Raw genomic sequence first — 20100 nt, forward strand, 5'->3', positions numbered from 1 at the left:
TTACAGCTCCTTTGAAATCTCTATGGCTTTCATCCCACCCGCTCTGCCTGAAACAAGACGGCTTATAATAACAATTGCGCAAAGAACAATTACGACAAGAATCACACTAAAAGCGGCCGCTACACCTAAACGCCCCGACCCAACCTCGTTAAGAATCTGAACTGTAAGCAAGTTCCATCGTGCAGAAACAAGGAAGATTGCAGAACTAATAGCTGTCATGGCACGAACAAAAGCAAAAACAAGCGCGGAAAAAAAGGCTGGCGCAATAAGAGGCAAAGTTATCTTCCTAAAGGTAGTTACTCCATCTGCCCCCAGATTCTGAGCAGCCTCCTCTATGGCTGGATCAATCTGTCGCAATACAGCTATTCCTGATTGAATACCCACAGGGATATAACGGAAAATAAAGTTAAGCACGAGAATGGCCAATGTTCCGATAAGAAGAAGAGGCGGTTTGTTGAAGGCCAAAATATACCCAATACCCACAACTGTTCCCGGCACAGCAAAATTTAAAATAGAAACAAATTCAATCGTACCCTTTCCAGGGAAACGCTGTCGAACAACAAGGAAGGCAATAAGCATACCGAGAAGTCCTGAAATAGGTGTAGATAAGAGGGCAACAATCAACGTATCTTTTATCGTTTCGAATCCAACACTCAAAGCATAGAGAAAATGTTTAGCAGTCAAAGAAAAGTCATATCCCCACACATTTATCATTGCGCCAACAAAGATTGTGCCATAAAAAAGGAGTACGAAGAGGGCAAATGCAACAACAAAGGATTGCAAAACTTTTCGAGCACCTCGGCTAACAAGCTTTGACGATGAAGCTACAGGTTTACCTGTTATTGTCGTATATTGTCGTTTTTCAAGGTAATAGCGCTGTATTGCAAAAGCTGTAATAGACGGAAGAAGCAAGACTACCGCCAACGCCGCTCCCAAAGGAAGGTTAAATGACCCCGTAATTTCCAGATATGCCTGTGTAGAAAGCATGGGGAAACGGCTCCCTGCCAAAACGAGAGGATTTCCAAAATCAGCGAGAGATTCAATAAAAACAACAAGAAAGGCACTGGCTATTCCAGGAAGACTCAGAGGTAACGTTACCTTCCAAAATGTTTGCATACGAGATGCTCCAACATTCATAGCTGCATCCTCCAACGTTGGATTCAACGACTCCAATACCCCCCTTAACGTTAGATACGCAACTGGAGCGAATGTAAAAATCTGCGAAAGAAGTACACCTTTAAAACCATATATGCTGAAATTTTTTAAACCTAAAACACCCTTGGTGATAAGACCGTTTGCTCCGAAGAGCATCAAGATAGCAAGGGAACTTGTAAAAGGAGGCGAAATTATAGGCAAAATGAAGAGCACGTGTAAAAATTTCTTCGCTGGAATTGTCGTTCTGGTAACAGTAAAAGCAGCTATATAACCTATAAAAACACCAACACATCCTGTTGCGGTCCCCACAAGAAGACTATTTTTTAATGCATTTCGCAAATAGCGAAAAGTAAAGAAACGATGGTAGTTTTGTAAAGAATAAAGTCCTTCCTGAGATTGAAAACTTTTGATCAACACTGAAATAAGGGGATAAAGAACAAAAAGAATAAGTGATAAGGCAACCCCTCCAACTAACAGGGCAAGAAGGGGATCACGCCATAGGAGTCGCAGTTCTCTCTTTGCTCTACGTACATACGACATACAATCCTCCTAAACAAAAGGGGGCTGAGGAGAACCAGCCCCTTTTGTTTACTGTCCTAAAACCTCTGTAACCCAACGATCAATAAGACGTCCCTTCTCCTGGGCTGCTTTTTCTCTGTCATAATCAATAAGTTTTATTTCAGAAAGAGAGGGAAGCCCTTCTCCCGCAGTAACATCACTTCGTACAGGGAAAAAGTATGTTTTATTTTCGCTGAGAGATTGTTGTCCTTTTCTAGATAATATCCAGTCAATGAGTTTATGTGCGCCTTCTTTATTTTTAGCTCCTTTGATAATTGATAAGGCTGCAGCTTCATACCCTACTCCCTCTTTGGGGAAAATAACCTTTGCTGGGAAACCTTCATCAACAAGCTTGAGAAATGCAGGAGTAAACTGAATGGCCACTTTTGCTTCTTTAATGGCTAAATTTTTACTCGGGCCCGTTCCGCTCTGTGTATATGTCTGGATATTGGGATTAAGAGCTTTCATATAGGCAAAAGCCTCATCTTCTCCATAAATACTTATTAAGGTCATCATAATAGCAAAAGCTGTTCCTGAAGATTGAGGTGATGGCATTTGAATCGTCCCCTTGAACCCTTCGTGTTTTAAGTCTTCCCAGGATTCTGGCATTGGGAGATTTTCAGATTTCAAGGCATCTGGAAGAACACCTATACCAATAGGATTCATATAGAAAGCATGCCAAAAACCTTCTGTATCCTTAAAATTATCAGCAAGGTCAGTAGCTTGGGGAGAAAGATAGGGTTCTGTAAGACCTCTTTCCTTAGCTACAATATGATTTTCACTCGGCGCACCAAACCATACGTCAGCTTGTGGATTTGCCTTTTCCGCTTCAAGACGGCTTAATGCCGGGCCTGAAGATAAGAATACCATCTGTGTCTTTATGCCTGTGTCTTTTGTAAAAGTCTCTAAAATATGGCGGGCATTCTCTTCGTCAACACTTGAATAAATAATAAGATCTGCGGCAAAAGCATGAAGAGGCGATAGGCATAATGCAATAATCGCAATACCAAGAAATGTAAAACTTAAAAATTTACGTTTCATGAAACTCCCTCCTTTAGCCGGTATCTAAAATACTTCTACAGTTTTGTAATTCAATATAGCACAGAACGATCTCTTTTCTTTTTTCTGAATTTTTCTACTAGAAATTGTACCATTGACTTTGCAACAATATTCGATAGACTGTAGGGTACAAAATGAATATAAGCGAGTTGAGTCTATTTCTATATGCACAAAAGACTCAATGAGGCGCCGAAGGGACATTATACAAGTCATCTGGACAACGGCCAGGCTTCAAGATGATTATTATGAATTGTCTCTAGAGGGGATCGGAGCCTGCAATGGACATATTTATGTCTATTGTAGGCTTTTTGTTTCGGGAGGTGCCACCATGCTCAAAGTTAAGACATTTTTCGCAGAATCTCCTTTTTTCGATCCATGGATCAACTTGGCTTTCGAGGAACATCTTCTCTCGTTGCTCTCTCGTCATGATGTAATTTTATACCTCTGGCAAAATGAACACACTGTCGTTATTGGCCGAAATCAAAATGCATGGAAGGAATGCCGTACTAGCCTTCTGGAAAAAGAAAAAGGGACTTTAGCTCGTCGATTATCTGGTGGCGGAGCGGTTTACCACGACTTAGGAAATTTAAACTTTACATTTCTTGCTTCTCATCTCAGTTACGATTTCATTCGACATATCAAAGTTCTTGTTGACGCCTTCAGATCTATTGGAATCCCCGCCTCTTTCAGTGGTAGAAACGACATTCTAGTACATGGCAGAAAAATTTCAGGGAATGCTTTCTATCAAGGTAAACTCGGTCGATATCATCACGGCACAATCTTAGTTGACGTTGACTTAGAAAAAATGGTTCGATATTTACAGCCACCTGCTGCTAAACTGAAGGCTAAAGGAATAGACTCCGTAAAATCTCGTGTTGCGAACCTCAAAGAATTTAATGAATCTCTTTCCATTGATGTAATAAAAAAAGCAATTTTTACCTCATTTCTAAAAGAATACGGAGGAGAAGGATCTCCTATTTCTCTGAAAGATCTTGCTCTGAAAGATAACGTTCAAAAACTTTATAAAAAATATAGCAGTCAACAATGGATTTATGGGAATTCTCCTGATTTTGACGTGCAATTGGAACATCATTTTGATTGGGGACACGTAGATTTCGGTTTCCACGTTAAAGAAGGAATGATCTCTCACTGTCAACTCTATTCTGATGCTATGGACGGTGACCTTATTGCAAGCATAGCGCCCCTTCTGCACGAGGTCCCCCTAAATGGACAGGCTCTTGCAGAAAGATTACGAAATAGCTTCCCTCATTCTATCCCCCAGGAAGCTCACGATATAGCATTCTGGTTTGAACATAACTGGACAAACATGTTTTAAGCATAAAACGGAGGTGAGATTGTGAGGAAAACAGCATTTTATGAGAAACATATTGCGCATAGCGGAAAAATGGTCGATTTTGGCGGCTGGGAGTTACCTGTGCATTATGAAGCAGGTATTGTCGAAGAACATAAGAGGGTCAGATCTGCAGCCGGCCTTTTTGACGTCTCTCACATGGGCGAGGTACGAGTTACTGGACCTAAGGCAGAAGCCTGGCTTCAAAACATGATGAGCAACGATATCACAATCATGGAGGAAGGACAGGTCATTTATACATTCATGTGCTACCCCAATGGAGGAGTAGTTGACGACCTTCTCGTCTACAAAGTTTCTACAGAAAATTATTTTCTTGTGATCAACGCATCCAATACTGAAAAAGATGTTCTTTGGCTTCATGATCACGTCTCGGAAGGGGTGCATGTTGAAAACTTATCTCCCCAATACAGTGAATTGGCTCTGCAGGGACCTAAAGCAGAAGAAATCCTGACGAAAATTACAAACTTTGATGTTGCAAGCCTGGGTTTCTTTAGATTTGTAGAGAATGTCAATGTAGCTGGTGTAAATGCACTTGTTTCACGAACTGGATACACAGGAGAAGATGGATTCGAAATCTATATTCCTTGGGATGAAGGCGCGAAGGTTTGGGATGCCATTATGGAAGCAGGCCAAGATTTTGGAATTTTACCTGCTGGTTTGGGATGCAGAGACAGTCTTAGATTCGAAGCGGGGCTTCCCCTCTACGGTCATGAATTAGCCGCCCATATTACCCCACTTGAAGCGGGGCTGGGATTCTTTGTAAAGCTGGATAAACAATTTATCGGTCGAAATGCTCTTGCCGCTCTTAAGGAAAATGGCGTACCTCGAAAAATTATTGGCCTTGAAATGATTGATAAAGGAATCCCGAGAGAGCAATACGAAGTGAAAGCTCAGGGTAGAACTGTGGGAAGAGTAACAACTGGAGGCTTCTCTCCAAGTCTTGATAAGAGCATTGCATCCGCTCTTGTAGAGGCTCCATTCGTCAACGAAGAGGAAATGATTATTGTTATTCACGGGAAAGAAAAGAAAGCTAAAAAAGTAAAAAGACCCTTCTATCAAAAACATTACAAACGTTAAAAAGAGAAAAGGAGGTAATTAATTATGGCAAAGGTATTGAAAGATATTAAGTACACAGAAAGTCACGAATGGGTGAAAGTAGAAAACGGAAAAGCTCGTATTGGTATAACCGACTATGCCCAGCATGCTATGGGCGATATTGTTTACGTTGAGCTTCCAGAAGAAGGCTCTGATTATTCTGCAGGTAGCGATCTTTGCGTTGTCGAGTCAGTAAAAGGAGCCAATGATGTCTACGCTCCCATAAGTGGTACTGTAACCGAAAACAATACAGAGCTGGAAGATTCTCCTGAACTCCTTAATGAAGATGCATACACCAACTGGATTACCATTATTGAAATGTCCGATACATCAGAACTTGATAATTTACTTGACTGGGAGGCTTATGAGAAGCTGTGTGACAGCCTCGAAACAAAAGAGGGGGCATAAACTCATGGCACGTTATATTCCGAACACTGAGAAACAGCAAAAGGAAATGCTCCAGACTATCGGTCTATCTTCAATTAAAGATCTTTTTGCCGATATTCCGGAGTCTATACTGTTGTCACGAGATTTGCACATTCCTGCTGCTCTTTCCGAGATGGAACTAAGCAAAGAAATTTCTTCCATGGCTGCCAGAAATGCCAGTGCTGATAAATATACCTTCTTCTTAGGGGCAGGCATATACGACCATTTTATTCCTACTGTCGTTAATCATCTTGCAAGCCGGCAGGAATTTGTAACAAGTTACACACCCTACCAGCCTGAAGTAAGCCAGGGAACCCTTCAGACTATTTTCGAATACCAGACAATGATATGTGAACTAACTGGTATGGACGTATCGAATGCTTCTATGTACGATGGGGCATCTGCTATGGCAGAAGCTGCATTCATGGCTGGCACTGCCACCAAAAGAAATGAAATTCTCGTTGCCCGTTCTGTTCACCCTGAAAGCAGAATCGTTCTCGAAAGCTATGCACCCTATCAACATTTAACTGTTAAAGAAATAGGTTTTAAAGACGGACGCCTCGACATAGACGAATTGAAACAAGAACTCTCATCAGAAACAGCGGCTGTCATCGTTCAAAATCCAAACTTCTTTGGAACACTAGAAGATCTTGAAACAATAGGAGAAATTACAAAAAATGCCGGAGCTCTTTTTGTTGTTGCTACAGACCTCATGGCTCTGGCCATTTTGGAACCTCCAGTAAAATATGGTGCAGATATAGTTATTGGTGACGGGCAACCTATGGGTAATACTATGAATTTTGGCGGCCCTGGATTTGGATTCTTCGCCGTAACCAAAAAATACATGCGAAAAATGCCGGGAAGAATTGTGGGACAAACTGTAGACAGAAATGGCAATACTGGTTACGTCCTCACACTTCAGGCACGAGAACAACATATTCGACGTGAGAAAGCAACATCAAATATCTGTTCTAACCAAAACCTTAATCTTGTTATGGCGACAATTTATATGACTCTCATGGGAAAAGAAGGATTGCGAGAGGTTGCCGAAACATCTCTTCAGAAAGCGTTCTACACGAAAAAACTTCTTACTGAGACGAGTAAATTCAAAGCTACCTTTGATACCCCCTTCTTCAGAGAATTTGTTGTCACATCAGAAGAAGACCCCACGTTATTAAATAAACGACTTTTCAAAGAGGGGATCATCGGCGGTTTCGATCTCTCCTGTCACTATCCAGATCTGAAAAATGGCTGGCTCGTTGCTGTTACAGAGAAACGTACGCAGGAAGAGATTCAACGTTTTGTCAAAATAGCAAGGGGGGATCAGGCATGATTCGACTTGTGCCTCCTATTTTTGAAACAAGCGTACCAGGAAGAAAAGGATACTCTCTTCCTGAAATAGATGTGCCTTGCGAGAAGCTGGAGAGTCTGATTCCTGAAGGCATGCTCAGAAAAGATAAAGCTGAATTGCCAGAAGTAAGTGAAGTAGATGTTGTTCGTCACTTTACTCGTCTCTCTCAACTGAACTTCGCTGTAGATGAAGGCCTCTATCCTCTCGGTTCATGCACGATGAAATATAACCCGAAATTAAACGAGGATATGGCAAAGCTGGCTGGATTTACAGGAATCCATCCATTGCAAGATCCGACAACAGTTCAAGGAGCTTTGGCTCTCATGTATGAACTCTCTGAAATGCTGGCGGAAATAACCGGAATGAAAGCAGTATCGCTTCAACCGGCAGCAGGAGCTCATGGAGAGCTCACCGGAATAATGATCATTAAGGCATATCATGAGAACAGAAGCGATACGAAACGAACTAAAATGATCGTGCCTGACACAGCCCACGGTACAAACCCAGCATCTTCATCTGTTGCTGGCTTTGAAGTTGTAGAAGTAAAATCCAATGAACGAGGCAATGTGGATCTTGAAGCTTTGAAGGCTCTCATGTCAGACGAAATTGCTGGCATTATGCTCACAAATCCAAACACCCTTGGCCTATTTGAGGAAGAGATTCTTGAAATAGCCAATGTCATTCATAACGCCGGCGGACTTTTGTACTACGATGGGGCTAACGCTAATGCCATTCTCGGAAAAACACGTCCCGGTGATATGGGATTTGATGTAATTCACCTTAATCTGCATAAATCCTTCAGTACTCCCCATGGAGGTGGCGGCCCTGGTGCAGGCCCTGTAGGAGTGTGCGAAAAACTCGTCCCCTTCCTGCCCGCTCCACTTATTATCAAGAAAGATGATACATACGAATTCGATTATGATCGTCCGCTATCTATCGGTAAAGTACGCTCTTTCTACGGAAACTTTGGCGTTCTCGTACGGGCATATACGTACATTCGCACCATGGGACCGGAAGGTCTTCGATCTGCGGCAGAAAATGCAGTTCTTAACGCAAACTATGTGCAGGCCCTGTTGAAAAAGCACTACATACTTGATTTTGATCGTATTTGCAAACACGAATTCGTACTCTCAGGCAAAAAACAGCATAACCAATACGGAGTCTCTACTTTAGATATAGCTAAACGTCTTATCGACTACGGATTCCATCCACCCACAGTCTACTTCCCTCTCATTGTCGAAGAAGCTCTTATGATAGAGCCTCCAGAGAGTGAAAGCAAAGAGGAGCTAGACGCTTTTACACAGGCTATGATTTCCGTAGCAAATGAAGCTGAAGAACATCCGGAAACCTTTAAAGATGCTCCTTATAAAACGGTGGTTTCTCGACTTGACGAAACACTAGCTGCTCGAAAACCCGTCTTACGTTGGACTCCAGAAGAGGAGTAACATTGGAGGTGGATGCATGTACGATGTTATCGTTTTAGGTGGAGGGCCCGGAGGAAACAAAGCCGCAGAATTAGCTGCTAAAAGTGGTCTGAAAGTTGTAATGATTGAAAAAAGCCGTCTTGGCGGTACCTGTCTGAATCGTGGTTGTATTCCTACGAAAGCCTACTTTGCCAGAATAGTGGGCGGTCATGGTTCCATTGAAGAGATGTGGGATTACAAGGAACGTATTGTAGAAAAATTACACGATGGCATATCGACTCTCATGAAAATGTCAGGAGTCGAAATTATACGCGGAACAGGTGAAATCACCAGCACTGGCGAAACTAAAATTATTTCTATAGAAACTAAGGATGGCCTGCGGCAAATCGAAGGGAAAAATCTTATTATAGCAACAGGAGCACGTTCCCTTTCTATGGACTTTGAAGGATCGGCGCTTCCCGGCATCATTACCGGAGATTACGCTGTTACTTATCCCGAGCTGTGGAAATATCCCGAATGCAATGAAGTAGAATCCGTAGCCGTTGTAGGAGCCGGCGTCATAGCTGTTGAGCTTGCAGTTCTTCTGAAACGTATGGGGAAAAACGTTACGATTCTCAAACATTCCGACCAGGTTCTTCGTCGATCTGATAAGGACATAAAAAAGAAACTTATCCAATCTCTTAAAAAAATGAAGATTACGATGATCGACTATTTTACGCCGGAAAAGGCAACTCAGGAAGAAACATCCATTAAGCTTCATGGCTCTACACCTAAAGGTCCTGTTGATATCCAGTGTGATCGTCTTATTCTGGCGTCAAGCATGATTCCTATTCTCGATGGTTTCGGGCTAGAAAAAACCGCTATAGAATACTCTAGGAAAGGCATCAGGGTAGATAAAAATATGCAAACTAATATTCCTGGAATATACGCCATAGGAGATGTCACTGGTGGAATGATGCTTGCTCATCTTGCTGAATACCACGCGTTGAGCGCAGTGGAACATATTCTGGGTCGAGAGTATGTTATCAACCCCGATCATATTCCATGGTGTGTTTTTTGCGATCCCGAAATTGCTGTGGCCGGCATAACCGAAGATGAGGCTGAAGCTCGAAATATTCCCATAAAAGTCGCCAGAGCCTATTTCTTGGGTAACGGTATGGCACAAGCTCTGAATCATACTGACGGTTTTGTCAAGGTAATAGCATCTAAAGATGATGATCGCTTACTTGGAGTTCATATTATGGGCCCAGAAGCATCTTCTCTCATAGGTGAAGCAGCCCTTGCTGTAGCTCAAGGGATGAAGGCGAAAGAAGTCGCTAGAACAATTCACCCCCATCCCACTTTAACAGAATGCTTTAAAGATGCTCTCTTCCGCCTGGAAGAAGAATAAAAATTAGAGCAAAACACAATAAAAAGAGCCGGAGAATGTATCTTTACCTCCGGCTCTTTTCTTTCTTTTCTGCTATTTTGTAGCAGGAAGATGAAGAGCCCTGTTAAGAGCTGCTAAAGCTCCTTCTCCCAAAGCTTCTCCTACTGTGGGATGAGCATGAATCGTTGAAATAATTTCTTCTGCTGTTGCTTCCAGTCGAAGAGCTAATGCGCCTTCCACAATAAGATCCGTCGCTCTCGGACCTATAATATGAACCCCGAGTATTTCATTGTATTTTTCATCTATAACATACTTCACCAAGCCATCGATATCATTCATTATGACGCACTTTCCATTATTCACCAATGGGAAACGTCCTACTTTTATCTTGTACCCTTTCTCGATAGCTTGTTTTTCTGTAAGCCCAACAGATGCAATCTCAGGAGATGTGTAAATAGCACTTGGAACTGTTTTGTAGTTCATGATAACTGTTTCGCCCATTATATTTTCGGCGGCGACTAGACCTTCATGAGTTGCAACATGAGCAAGCATAATCGGAGAAGCACAATCTCCGATTGCATAAATGTGACTTACACTTGTGCAAAGGTGGCTATCTACTGAAATTCTACCTCGCTCAGTCTTTACCCCCGCTTTTTCAAGCTCAAGACTTCCCGTTACGGGGCGGCGACCCACAGAAACGAGGACTTTGGCTGCTTCAATCGTTAACGAGCCATCAATATTTTCTACACTAACAGAAAGGCTATCACTGCTTGACCATACTTTCGTTACCTTGGAAGATGTATAGAATTCCACACCTAAACGCCCTAAAACCCCTTTTATTATCGGAGCCAGCTCTTCATCAATATTTGGAAGAACGTCAGGTAACATTTCCACAACAGTCACTTTTGTACCTAAAGAGGCAAAAATAGAAGCGAATTCCATGCCAATAACTCCGCCCCCCACAATGACCATAGATGTTGGAATCTCATCGAGACTCAGCGCTTCATTGCTTGTAATAACACCAGGAAGATCAAAACCTGGTATTGGCGGAATAACAGGTTCGGAACCAGTCGCCACTATAAAATTATCACCCTCCACAACCATTTCCCCACCTGCATTTAACTGTACACGGACTGCACTTGGAGAAACAAAAGCAGCCTCGCCTTCCACTACATCTACTCCATTGGATTTCAGAAGTATGCCAACTCCGCCTGTCAATTGCTTCACTACATCTTCTTTTCGTTTCATCAAAGTATTCCAATCAACAGATACATTGTCAGCTATGAGTCCCAACGAAGCTCCTGCCTTAATGGCCGTATATAGCTCAACGGTGTGCAACAAAACTTTGGTGGGAATACACCCAATATTTAGGCATACTCCGCCAAGGCGTTTTTTTTCAATAACAGTAACATGAGCTCCCAATTGCGCAGCTCGTATAGCGGCTACATAGCCCCCCGGGCCACCCCCTATAACAACTATACGTTTTTTCCCGTCAGAAATTGTTCCTTCATTCATCGTTAAGCCCAGTTTCGGCATTGTTATTGTATGTGCCATAATCTGCTGCAAACCTCCTCTTGGTACCTACAAAAGCAGCAGGTAGGGATTTTCTATAAGTTCTTTAACTCTGACCAAAAATTTAGCTGCATCTGCACCATCTACGAGACGATGATCAGCTGTAAGACATAACATAGAAATAGGACGAACCTGAATTTCTCCGTCTATCACCATTGGTCGATCAACAATAGCATTCACAGCCAAAATGCATGCCTCTGGAGGATTTACAATTGGCGTAAAGCTATGCATTCCGAACATTCCCAAATTCGAAATAGTAAAGGTTCCACCTTGCATCTCTTCAAGTTCCAGCTGATTTTCTCGAGTTCGAGCTACCATATCATCTGTTTCGGAAGCAATTTGCAACAGAGACTTTGCCTGAACAGCCTTCACGTTGGGAACGACAAGACCGCCCTCTACAGCAACTGCCAAACCTATATTGACATTGCCATGTAGAATAATTTCCTGGCCATCAAGACTCGCATTCGCCATAGGATATTCGGTGAGGACCTGGGCACATATTTTCATTAAAATATGATTGTAGGAAATTTTTACATCTTGTTTTAAAGCTGCTTCTTTTATATTCTTTCTTAAAGAAATAAGAGCAGAAAAATCCACTTCCATGTTGTAGGTCACTGTAGGTATGGTTGTAGTAGAAAGAAGCATTCTCTCTCCAATAACCTTCCTCATATTTGTTAAAGGAATACGGCGATCTTCAGCGGGAAAAACATAGCGAGCAGGAGTAGAAGCTGCGGTTTTGCCTTGAGAAGCAAAAATAACATCTTCTTTCATAATACGTCCCTGCTTCTCTATGTCGATAAGGTTGACTCCCAAATCGGCAGCCATACGCTCTGCAACAGGAGATGCCTTTACTTTTGAAGAAACAGACACACTTTGAACAAAGGCAATAACGTCTTTTTTAACGATACGACCTTCCGGACCGGTTCCTTCTACAAGAGAAATATCCACTCCAAAATCTTTTGCCGTTTTTTTCGCCAGAGGAGATGCTTTGATAAAACCTTTTGTCTCGCTCTTTTTTTCCTGCTCAGCATGTACATCAAAAGAGGAAGAATTTTCTTGCCGAGTCTCCTGAGGCTTTTGTGACTCTACTTCACCGAGAAGAGACATATAATCTTCTCCCTCTTCGCCAATCACAGCCAAGGGCGCTCCCACTTTTACATCTTCATTTAGTGCCACAAGAGTTGCCAATAAAACGCCTTCTTCTGGAGCTTCTACATCAAATGTCAGTTTATCTGTTGCTGCTACAAACAGAATCTCACCTTTACCAACAGCGTCTCCTTCCTTCTTCTTCCATTCTGATACAGAGCCACTGTTCATAGTGAGTCCCAATTTAGGCATTGTAACCAATGTAGCCATAATAAACCTCCTTCCAACTTATTTAATAAAGATTAAAAGCCTTAGGTAAGAACGTAGAAAGTGACGGGAAAAGCATAATGACGATAAGGGCCAATATAGAGGCGAAGACAAGGGGCATAGCCGGCTTGCTTATTTCTTCTATAGTGAGATTACTTATATTAGCTCCCACGTACAGGTTAACGGCAACAGGAGGAGTAACCTGTCCAATAGCCAGATTGACAGTCATAACAACACCAAACCATATAGGGTCCCAGCCGAAGTGGCTCATAATAGGAATAAGTATGGGCAAAAAAACGTAGTAAATAGAAATAGCGTCAAGTACCATTCCGGCTAAAAGCAAAATAACGTTGATGAGAAGTAATATAACCAGTGGATTATCAGAAAGGGTCAAGAGAAAATTGGCAGCTTTATCTATAAGACCAACAGTGGCGCCAACCCATGAAAATAACCCTGCACATGTTACAACAATCATAACAACAGCTGTTGAAATTACACTTGAGACAAGAATATCGTACATAACCCGACGAGTTATGGTTTTATAAATGAACACTCCCACAAAAAAACCGTAAAAGACAGCCACTGCAGCAGCTTCTGTAGGAGTAAAGATACCCCCATAAATACCGCCGAGAATAATTACAGGAGTCAACAATCCCCATAGTGATTCTTTAAATGCTCTCACAAGAGCTTTTCTGCCTCCTCTTGCCTCACCACGATAGCCATGTTTTTTACTGATTAAGTAGACAAAAAGCATCATAAACAGAGCAACGACAATTCCCGGGAAAACTCCTGCGGCAAAAAGAGCACTTACAGATGTCTCTGTAACAACGCCATATACAATAAATGCTATGCTCGGTGGAATAACTATAGCTAAACCAGAAGAAACTGACACAACAGCAGCTGAAAATGCTTTATCATATCCGGCTGCAGCCATACCTGGGATAAGAATCAGACCAAGAGCTGCCACTGTTGCCGGACCAGAACCGCTTACCGCCCCCCAGAAAGTAGCAACGCCAACCGTTGCAATGGCGAGTCCGCCTGTAACAGAACCGACCAATTCCTTAATGAGATTAATTATTCGTCCGGCAATCCCTGCTTTCTCCATAATGACGCCTGCCAATATAAAGAAGGGAATAGCCAAAAGAGGGAACTTTGCAATACCTGCATAAAAATTGTAGGAAATCATTTGATGCCCTAATCCCCAGAACCATGAAACGAAGAGAGCTGCCCCTCCAAGAGCAACAGCTATAGGGAATCTCAATAAAAGAGGTATTATAAAAATGATAAGTGCCCATAATGCGGGGTCTTTAAATATTTCAGACATGATAAGCCCCCCTTAAACCTGATGATTTCTGAATGTTTGAATGGAATGCTGTAAAAGACGTACAATAATAAGCACAGAAAAAATTGGTGTAGCTATGGTATATATCCAGACTGGTATATCCAGTGATTCTGTGGTTACGTCCAGTGCAATCTCATCCAAAACTTCAATATATCCGTAATAAGCCAGAACTGCGAAAAACATAATGGTTGCTGCTGTGGAGCATATAAAACAAACTTTTCGCGCTTTTGGAGCCAACCTTTCGTATATGAAGGTCATGCTTAAATTGGCTCCTTGTTTAAAGGCCATAGACGTTCCCAACATAACAAGCCATACAAAGAGGTTGACTTCAATTTCCTCAGTAAAAGAGAGGGGGTATTTTATAAAATAGCGAGTGACAACATTGATAAAAGCTATGCTGACCATAATCATCAACATTGCCGCTCCAACGAGCTCTTCAAAGTGATTCCATACTTTTTTCAGCATAAGGCCAACAATCCCTTCCTTTTTCGAAAAAGAGGAGGAAAAGGGTCTTCCTCCTCCGCCATTTTCACTCTGAAACCGTAGCAGTTACTTTACAGTTGCCATATCCTGTTCAGCGGCTTCTACCAAATCTTTACCAATCTTATCTTTCCATGTATCGAAAACAGATTTTGTCTTCTCAACAAAGACATTAACCTGATCGGCACTTAACTTCGTTATGGTCATACCTTGCTCTTCAAGGTATTTATATGGTTCGGTAACCTCTGGAAGTTCACCCGTTTCTTTGAGATAAGCTATTGAAGAGCCATCGTCAAGACCAACCCGAGCAAGGGCCTTTTGATATTTGGAAGCCTCTTCAACACACTCCATAAGCATTTTCTGATCTTCGGGGCTAAAAGATGACCATATCTTATTGTTTACAGCGTACATAAGTGGGTCGACAACATAGTGCCAATCTGTAAGGTATTTATGAAATTCAAATACTTTATAAGGAAGGATAACTGAGTTAACGGGGTTCTCCTGACCATCGACAACGCCCTGCTGGAATGCTGTTACTGCTTCTCCCCAGTTCATATTGATGGGGTTAGCACCCAGAGCCTTGAAAATATCGAGATAGAGAGGGCTTCCTACTACGCGTATTTTCATTCCAGCCATATCATCAGGGGTTACGATAGGTTTAATGCCATTTGTAAGCTCCCGGAAACCATTTTCTCCCCATCCAAGAACAGTAACTCCTTTTTTCTGAAGAGCATCAGAAATTATCTTACCTGCTTTTCCCGCCTCTATTGCATCAAGAGCTTTATAGGGATCGGGCTGACTTGAAATAAAGAAAGGAAGAGCAAACAAGTTTAACTCTGTTGCCTGAGGCGACCAGTTAATTGTAGAAGAGAGAGCAAAATCAGCTGCTCCATTTCGAACAATCATAAACTCAGAAGTCTGTTTCCCAGCCATAAGCTGTGCAGAATAGTAAACCTTAACATTGATCTTTCCACCTGATTTCTCAGCAACGAGATCGGCAAATTTTCCTGCGCCCTTTCCCCAGGCACTCTGTGCTGCTACGTTAACACTCATTTTGTATTCGTCTTTATAAGCTGCAAGAGCAGGAATGGAAAGCCCACAAATCAAAACCACCAAGGTTACAACAGCAATCAGTTTACGCATTCTTTTCCCTCCTGTTAGAGATGTAATGGGTATTCCTCAATTCTGTAACCTGTACCGCTACCACATTTTTCCCCTTTTTCGGTTATTTCACCCCCTGCTAATATCTAGTTAGCCTTATTGTTTCTAGTACAACAATCACTTATTGTTCTTTGAAGTAACTTTAAAAAGAGTAAATCTCGTTTCCTCATCGAAAGAACGCAACATCTGTACATCGGAAAAAACATTGATCACAACTTCAACTGTAGCTAAAACCTTATTATGTCCAGAATCAACAATATGCCCCGCCAGGGGGTGCATATCTTCACCCGCCACTACTCCATGTAGATGAATAGACAATTCTCCCTCTTCGTTTTTCCCAATAATTCCCTGTGCACCTACAAATTCAAGAGGACCAATAATTTCTACCGGATCAAGGTAATGAGCCTGTCCCCCTGGGGAATCTTCTGTTACACAAACTAATGTGGCACTCTCAAGACTGCCAATCATGGTGCAAATACTTCCTGATTCGATATTCTTTTCACGGCAAAGGGCTTCCAAAGATTCAAAGATATCTTCCTCCGGACCAAAACGAGCCACTATCATTTGAGATAAACCTGTAGAAAGAGCTTGCACAATACTTCTCCTTACATCATTCTCTTAACAGCTTCGCATATTTTGTCTGCTGTAATTCGGTAAGCCTGTTCCAATGGACGAGCAAAAGCAATTGGCGTAAAGGGAGCACCAATACGAACTATTGGAGCATCAAGATAATCAATACCTTCCTCCGCGACAATAGCTGCAATTTCTCCCCCTACTCCTCCCTGCTTTACAGCCTCATGAGCTATGGCAAGACGACTGGTTTTTGCTACTGAATTCAAAATGGTATCTTTATCTATAGGTGAAATAGTTCTAAGATCAATCAACTCTACGCTTATTCCTTCCTTCTCAAGTTTCGAAGCCGCTTGAATAGCCAGATTCATTGTTAAGGAATATGAAACGAGAGTCACATCGGTCCCCTCTTTTACAACTTTAGCTTTCCCGATAGGAGTAAAATATTCCTCTTCAGGAACGTCTCCTTTCATACTGAAAAGAGCCTTATGCTCGAAATAAATAACAGGATTATCATCACGTATGGCAGACTTCAAAAGTCCCTTGGCGTCAGCTGGATTAGATGGAATAACAACCTTTAGTCCGGGAATATGCTGAAACCACGCCTCAACACTCTGCGAATGCTGAGCTGCCGCCTGGTTTATTAAGCCGTCTGGTGCACGAAGAACCATTGGAAGGGTCTTTTGGCCGCCAAACATATAGTGAACCTTGGCCATCTGATTAAAGACCTCATCCATACACACGCCAATAAAGTCTGCAAAGTGCATGTCTGCTATCGGTCTCATGCCGGCAAGAGCGGCTCCTACAGCAGCACCAACAATGGCTGTTTCGGTTATGGGAGTATCTCTTACACGATCCGCACCGAACTTGGCAGGGAGTCCTTTAAACTGACCAAAAATACCCCCTTGTCTGACAATATCTTCGCCCATGACAAAGACGGTTTCATCGCGGGTCATTTCCTCATCCATAGCTTCCAAAGTTGCTTGAGAAAAACTAATGTTTTTCATTGTCATCCACCGCCTTATACATATAGATCTTCGAAAAGTTCAGAAGCATCTGGCTCTGGGGATTTTCGAGCAAAATCAACTGCTTCCTCGATTGCCTGTTTAACAGCTTCTTCAAGAGAAATAAAATCTTCTTCGGACATGACTCCAGCTTTAATTGCTTTTCCCTTAAAACAAGGGATGGGATCTGTTTCATCAAAAACTTTCTGAACCTCTTCTTTGGTTCTATACTTTTCAGGATCCCCAACAAAGTGACCTTTGATGCGATAAGTTTTTGCTTCAAGCAAGGCAGGCCCCTCTCCTTTGCGGGCTCTTTCTATAAGTTCTTTAGCTGCTTCATATACAGCAAAGACATCGTTGCCATCAACAATAATTCCAGGCATATCGTATCCTTGTGCACGATCAGCAATATCTTCAACTGAAGTAGTTGTTCTATAAGGTGTTGTCGAGGCCCATTGGTTATTTTCACAGACAAAAAGAACCGGGAGCTTCCAGACTGCCGCCATATTGGCTGCTTCGTGGAATGTCCCCCGGTTCGATGCTCCATCTCCAAAAAAGACAACTGAAACACCATCTGTTTTTTGCATTTTTTGAGCTAAAGCTGCACCTGTCGCAAGAGTAAAACCGCCACCTACAATGCCATTTGCGCCAAGCATACCCACACTGAAATCTGCAATATGCATAGAACCGCCCTTACCTTTGCAATAACCTGTTTTTTTACCAAAAATCTCAGCCATCATTCGATTCAGGTCGGCACCTTTGGCTATTGTATGTCCATGGCCTCTATGGGTGCTTTGAATGTAATCCGTTTTTCTAAGATTAGCCATAACCCCAGTAGCAACGGCCTCTTCTCCGATATACAAATGTACAAAACCTGGTATCTCTCCTGCAAAAAAGAACTCTTCAACTTTTTCCTCAAAGTGACGGATTTTTACCATCGTTTCGAAGAAAAAATGAAGGGTCTCTTTGTCAAAGTCACCGATGGGAATAGTAGGTTCTCTCCGAACCGCTTTTGCACACATACGGAACCCTCCTCTTAACTTTTACAAATTAAACTGATTATATTAATTTAGTTAAAACATACTGTCTTTTGTTTTTTATGTACATATCTTGAAATGTATACCTTATATTTGTACAAAGAGAGTGTGAGCTTCAGTAAAAAATAAAGGAACTAAAGATAAGGAGGTTATGACATCAAATTTTTTTTACCTGTAAGCATATGTAAATGCATTGCTTCTGCCGCCATTACCGGATCATTTTTGCGAAGGGCATCTACAATATCGCAATGTTGGCGAAATGAGCGTTCAACTGTTCCTGGACCTTTTAAAACATTTACACCTACAGAAAAAAACCGATCTTGCACTCGTTTTGAGGTAGAAATAATAAGTGAGTTGGAATAAACATGTAAGAAGTAATCATGGAAATCACGATCATAGTTAAGATATTCTGCCACGTCGTCTTTTTCCATTGCCAGTTTCTGATATGACAAATTTCGATCAATTTCCTTGAAATGTTCATCTGTTAAAAGAGGAAAAACATTTTTTATGACAAATTCTTCTATGGCCATACGCAAATCAAATATTTCGTTAGCTTCAAGAAGAGTCACATCTCGCAATACAATGCCCCTGTTAGGGAAAATTTCTATGAAACCTTCCATCTGAAGGCGTTGTAACGCTTCTCTGATAGGAGTACGACTCATGTTCAATTTTTCAGCAAGGGAGTTTTCAGAAATATCATAGGACTTCATATACTCTTTATCGAGAATCAACTTTTTTATTTCTTCATACGCTATATCCTTTTTTTTCATCCTTACCATGAGATTTCCCCCTCAATGGTTTTAAAAAGCTTGCATACAAGTTATATACAACCTGTACACCTAAAAGGATATAGAGAAGCTAATTTCGTGTCAAGACAAAACTTAGAAATATACAATATACTTAAAATTGGAATGCATTAAACTATTTTTTATAAATCATTTCATTCAATTTCAACCCTATTTCTAAAAACTCAAGTTCTGCCTTTTTAAAAACTTCAATATCTTCCTTGTAATCTTTCTGGGTGTAATCCTTATGACCAGTACTTCTTTGATAAAGCTTTTCAGCAATCTCTTTGACACAGACAACAGCTTTAAGCATTCCTGTTATATATGCTCTTTGAAGAATAAGAAAATTTCCATCTTCAGTTTTATTGTCTGGAGAAATATCCCGTATAGATGTTTTAATACACTCAAGTTCAGATATGATTTCTTCAAGTTTTTGACAGTTGCCGGAATAATCAATGGGTTTATAAATTCCTGGAAGGCGGATCATTTTCCGAAGGGAAGGTTTAAAGAGCTCATTTTGAATAGCCATATATTGTTTCAAAACTGCATTTGTCCTTTGAGCAATTTCAAGTATTTTTTGCTCCAAATCCAATACCTCCTTTTCAAAAGTCAACGAACAAGCGGTTCCAGTTCTGTTTCAAGAGCACCTACCTTTTCCTCTAATTTTTGAAGTATTTCATTGTTGGAATCTGGAGATATTTTTATGCGCACATCTAAAAGCTCCTGACGTTTTTTTTGCACTTCCTTAATTATTGATTGTACATCTTGGCGAGCTTCATCATCAAGAGAACTCAAGTTAGATTCCCCCGCTGATATGACTATATCCGCTAAGGTTAGAGCTTTATCTACACGAGACATCAGTATCTCAGATCCAGCAGGGCCGGAAGACAAAGAAAGAGTTTCTTCCTTCTTCTCTACAAAGTACATGAACGACAAAAAAATGCCTACAAAACAAACCAAAATAATGAGTACCTTTTTTTTCATTAC

At 41.5% G+C, this 20100-nt stretch carries 19 protein-coding genes; 6 read left to right on the plus strand and 13 right to left on the minus strand.

Translation table 11 applies throughout. The annotated features are described in order from the left end of the window. Together ACZ5GY_RS08345 and ACZ5GY_RS08350 are read right to left on the minus strand one after the other, a co-directional pair. Entirely contained in the window at positions 1–1695 is a 1695-nt protein-coding gene (locus tag ACZ5GY_RS08345; protein ID WP_464111745.1) for an ABC transporter permease, read from the minus strand. A gap of 48 nt (positions 1696–1743) precedes the next feature. Continuing rightward, a complete protein-coding gene (locus ACZ5GY_RS08350; protein WP_213691669.1) occupies positions 1744–2754 on the minus strand; it encodes an ABC transporter substrate-binding protein in 1011 nt (336 codons plus the stop codon). 346 nt (positions 2755–3100) lie between these two features. Here ACZ5GY_RS08350 and ACZ5GY_RS08355 point away from each other — a divergent pair, with 346 nt between their 5' ends. From ACZ5GY_RS08355 to ACZ5GY_RS08380, 6 genes are read left to right on the plus strand one after another with little or no spacing between them, the layout of a single operon-like run. Beyond that, a complete protein-coding gene (locus ACZ5GY_RS08355) occupies positions 3101–4108 on the plus strand; it encodes a lipoate--protein ligase (RefSeq protein WP_213691668.1) in 1008 nt (335 codons plus the stop codon). Between the two features lie 21 nt (positions 4109–4129). Next, entirely contained in the window at positions 4130–5221 is a 1092-nt protein-coding gene (gene gcvT, locus ACZ5GY_RS08360; RefSeq protein ID WP_213691667.1) for a glycine cleavage system aminomethyltransferase GcvT, read from the plus strand. Between the two features lie 24 nt (positions 5222–5245). Continuing rightward, on the plus strand, positions 5246–5647 hold the full coding sequence (gene gcvH / locus ACZ5GY_RS08365; RefSeq protein WP_213691666.1) for a glycine cleavage system protein GcvH: 402 nt from the start codon (positions 5246–5248) through the stop codon (positions 5645–5647). A 4-nt stretch (positions 5648–5651) separates the two neighbouring features. Then, positions 5652–6998: an aminomethyl-transferring glycine dehydrogenase subunit GcvPA gene (gene gcvPA / locus ACZ5GY_RS08370; protein ID WP_213691665.1), complete on the plus strand. Its 1347-nt coding sequence runs from the start codon at positions 5652–5654 to the stop codon at positions 6996–6998. Beyond that, positions 6995–8461 (plus strand): aminomethyl-transferring glycine dehydrogenase subunit GcvPB, encoded by a 1467-nt coding sequence (gene gcvPB / locus ACZ5GY_RS08375; RefSeq protein ID WP_213691664.1) that lies wholly within the window; start codon positions 6995–6997, stop codon positions 8459–8461. Before gcvPA ends, gcvPB begins: the two co-directional genes overlap by 4 nt. 16 nt (positions 8462–8477) lie before the next feature. Continuing rightward, positions 8478–9830 carry a dihydrolipoyl dehydrogenase family protein gene (locus tag ACZ5GY_RS08380; RefSeq protein WP_213691663.1) on the plus strand — a complete coding sequence of 451 codons (1353 nt, stop codon included), beginning with the start codon at positions 8478–8480 and terminating at the stop codon, positions 9828–9830. A 72-nt stretch (positions 9831–9902) separates the two neighbouring features. Here ACZ5GY_RS08380 and lpdA read toward each other — a convergent pair whose 3' ends face one another. The 11 genes from lpdA to ACZ5GY_RS08435 form a co-directional block, all read right to left on the minus strand. Continuing rightward, positions 9903–11363 (minus strand): dihydrolipoyl dehydrogenase, encoded by a 1461-nt coding sequence (lpdA, locus tag ACZ5GY_RS08385; RefSeq protein ID WP_464111746.1) that lies wholly within the window; start codon positions 11361–11363, stop codon positions 9903–9905. Between the two features lie 27 nt (positions 11364–11390). After that, positions 11391–12737 (minus strand): dihydrolipoamide acetyltransferase family protein, encoded by a 1347-nt coding sequence (locus ACZ5GY_RS08390; RefSeq protein ID WP_213699852.1) that lies wholly within the window; start codon positions 12735–12737, stop codon positions 11391–11393. 22 nt (positions 12738–12759) lie between these two features. Further along, complete coding sequence (locus tag ACZ5GY_RS08395; RefSeq protein WP_464111747.1) at positions 12760–14058, minus strand: TRAP transporter large permease; 1299 nt, start codon at positions 14056–14058, stop codon at positions 12760–12762. Between the two features lie 12 nt (positions 14059–14070). After that, positions 14071–14541 (minus strand): TRAP transporter small permease, encoded by a 471-nt coding sequence (locus ACZ5GY_RS08400; RefSeq protein WP_213691659.1) that lies wholly within the window; start codon positions 14539–14541, stop codon positions 14071–14073. 84 nt (positions 14542–14625) lie between these two features. Next, complete coding sequence (locus ACZ5GY_RS08405) at positions 14626–15699, minus strand: DctP family TRAP transporter solute-binding subunit (protein WP_213691658.1); 1074 nt, start codon at positions 15697–15699, stop codon at positions 14626–14628. Between the two features lie 135 nt (positions 15700–15834). Beyond that, entirely contained in the window at positions 15835–16311 is a 477-nt protein-coding gene (locus ACZ5GY_RS08410) for a PPC domain-containing DNA-binding protein (RefSeq protein ID WP_213691657.1), read from the minus strand. Between the two features lie 11 nt (positions 16312–16322). Further along, positions 16323–17294 carry an alpha-ketoacid dehydrogenase subunit beta gene (locus tag ACZ5GY_RS08415; RefSeq protein ID WP_307879803.1) on the minus strand — a complete coding sequence of 324 codons (972 nt, stop codon included), beginning with the start codon at positions 17292–17294 and terminating at the stop codon, positions 16323–16325. A gap of 14 nt (positions 17295–17308) precedes the next feature. After that, the gene (gene pdhA / locus ACZ5GY_RS08420) at positions 17309–18313 is read right to left on the minus strand and encodes a pyruvate dehydrogenase (acetyl-transferring) E1 component subunit alpha (protein WP_213691655.1); all 1005 of its coding nucleotides are present in this window, start codon (positions 18311–18313) and stop codon (positions 17309–17311) included. A gap of 164 nt (positions 18314–18477) precedes the next feature. After that, entirely contained in the window at positions 18478–19107 is a 630-nt protein-coding gene (locus ACZ5GY_RS08425; RefSeq protein WP_213691654.1) for a GntR family transcriptional regulator, read from the minus strand. A gap of 142 nt (positions 19108–19249) precedes the next feature. After that, on the minus strand, positions 19250–19699 hold the full coding sequence (locus ACZ5GY_RS08430; RefSeq protein ID WP_213691653.1) for a hypothetical protein: 450 nt from the start codon (positions 19697–19699) through the stop codon (positions 19250–19252). Between the two features lie 23 nt (positions 19700–19722). Next, on the minus strand, positions 19723–20097 hold the full coding sequence (locus ACZ5GY_RS08435) for a hypothetical protein (RefSeq protein ID WP_213695853.1): 375 nt from the start codon (positions 20095–20097) through the stop codon (positions 19723–19725). Positions 20098–20100: the final 3 nt, after the last annotated feature.

This window comes from Aminobacterium thunnarium (assembly GCF_055390565.1).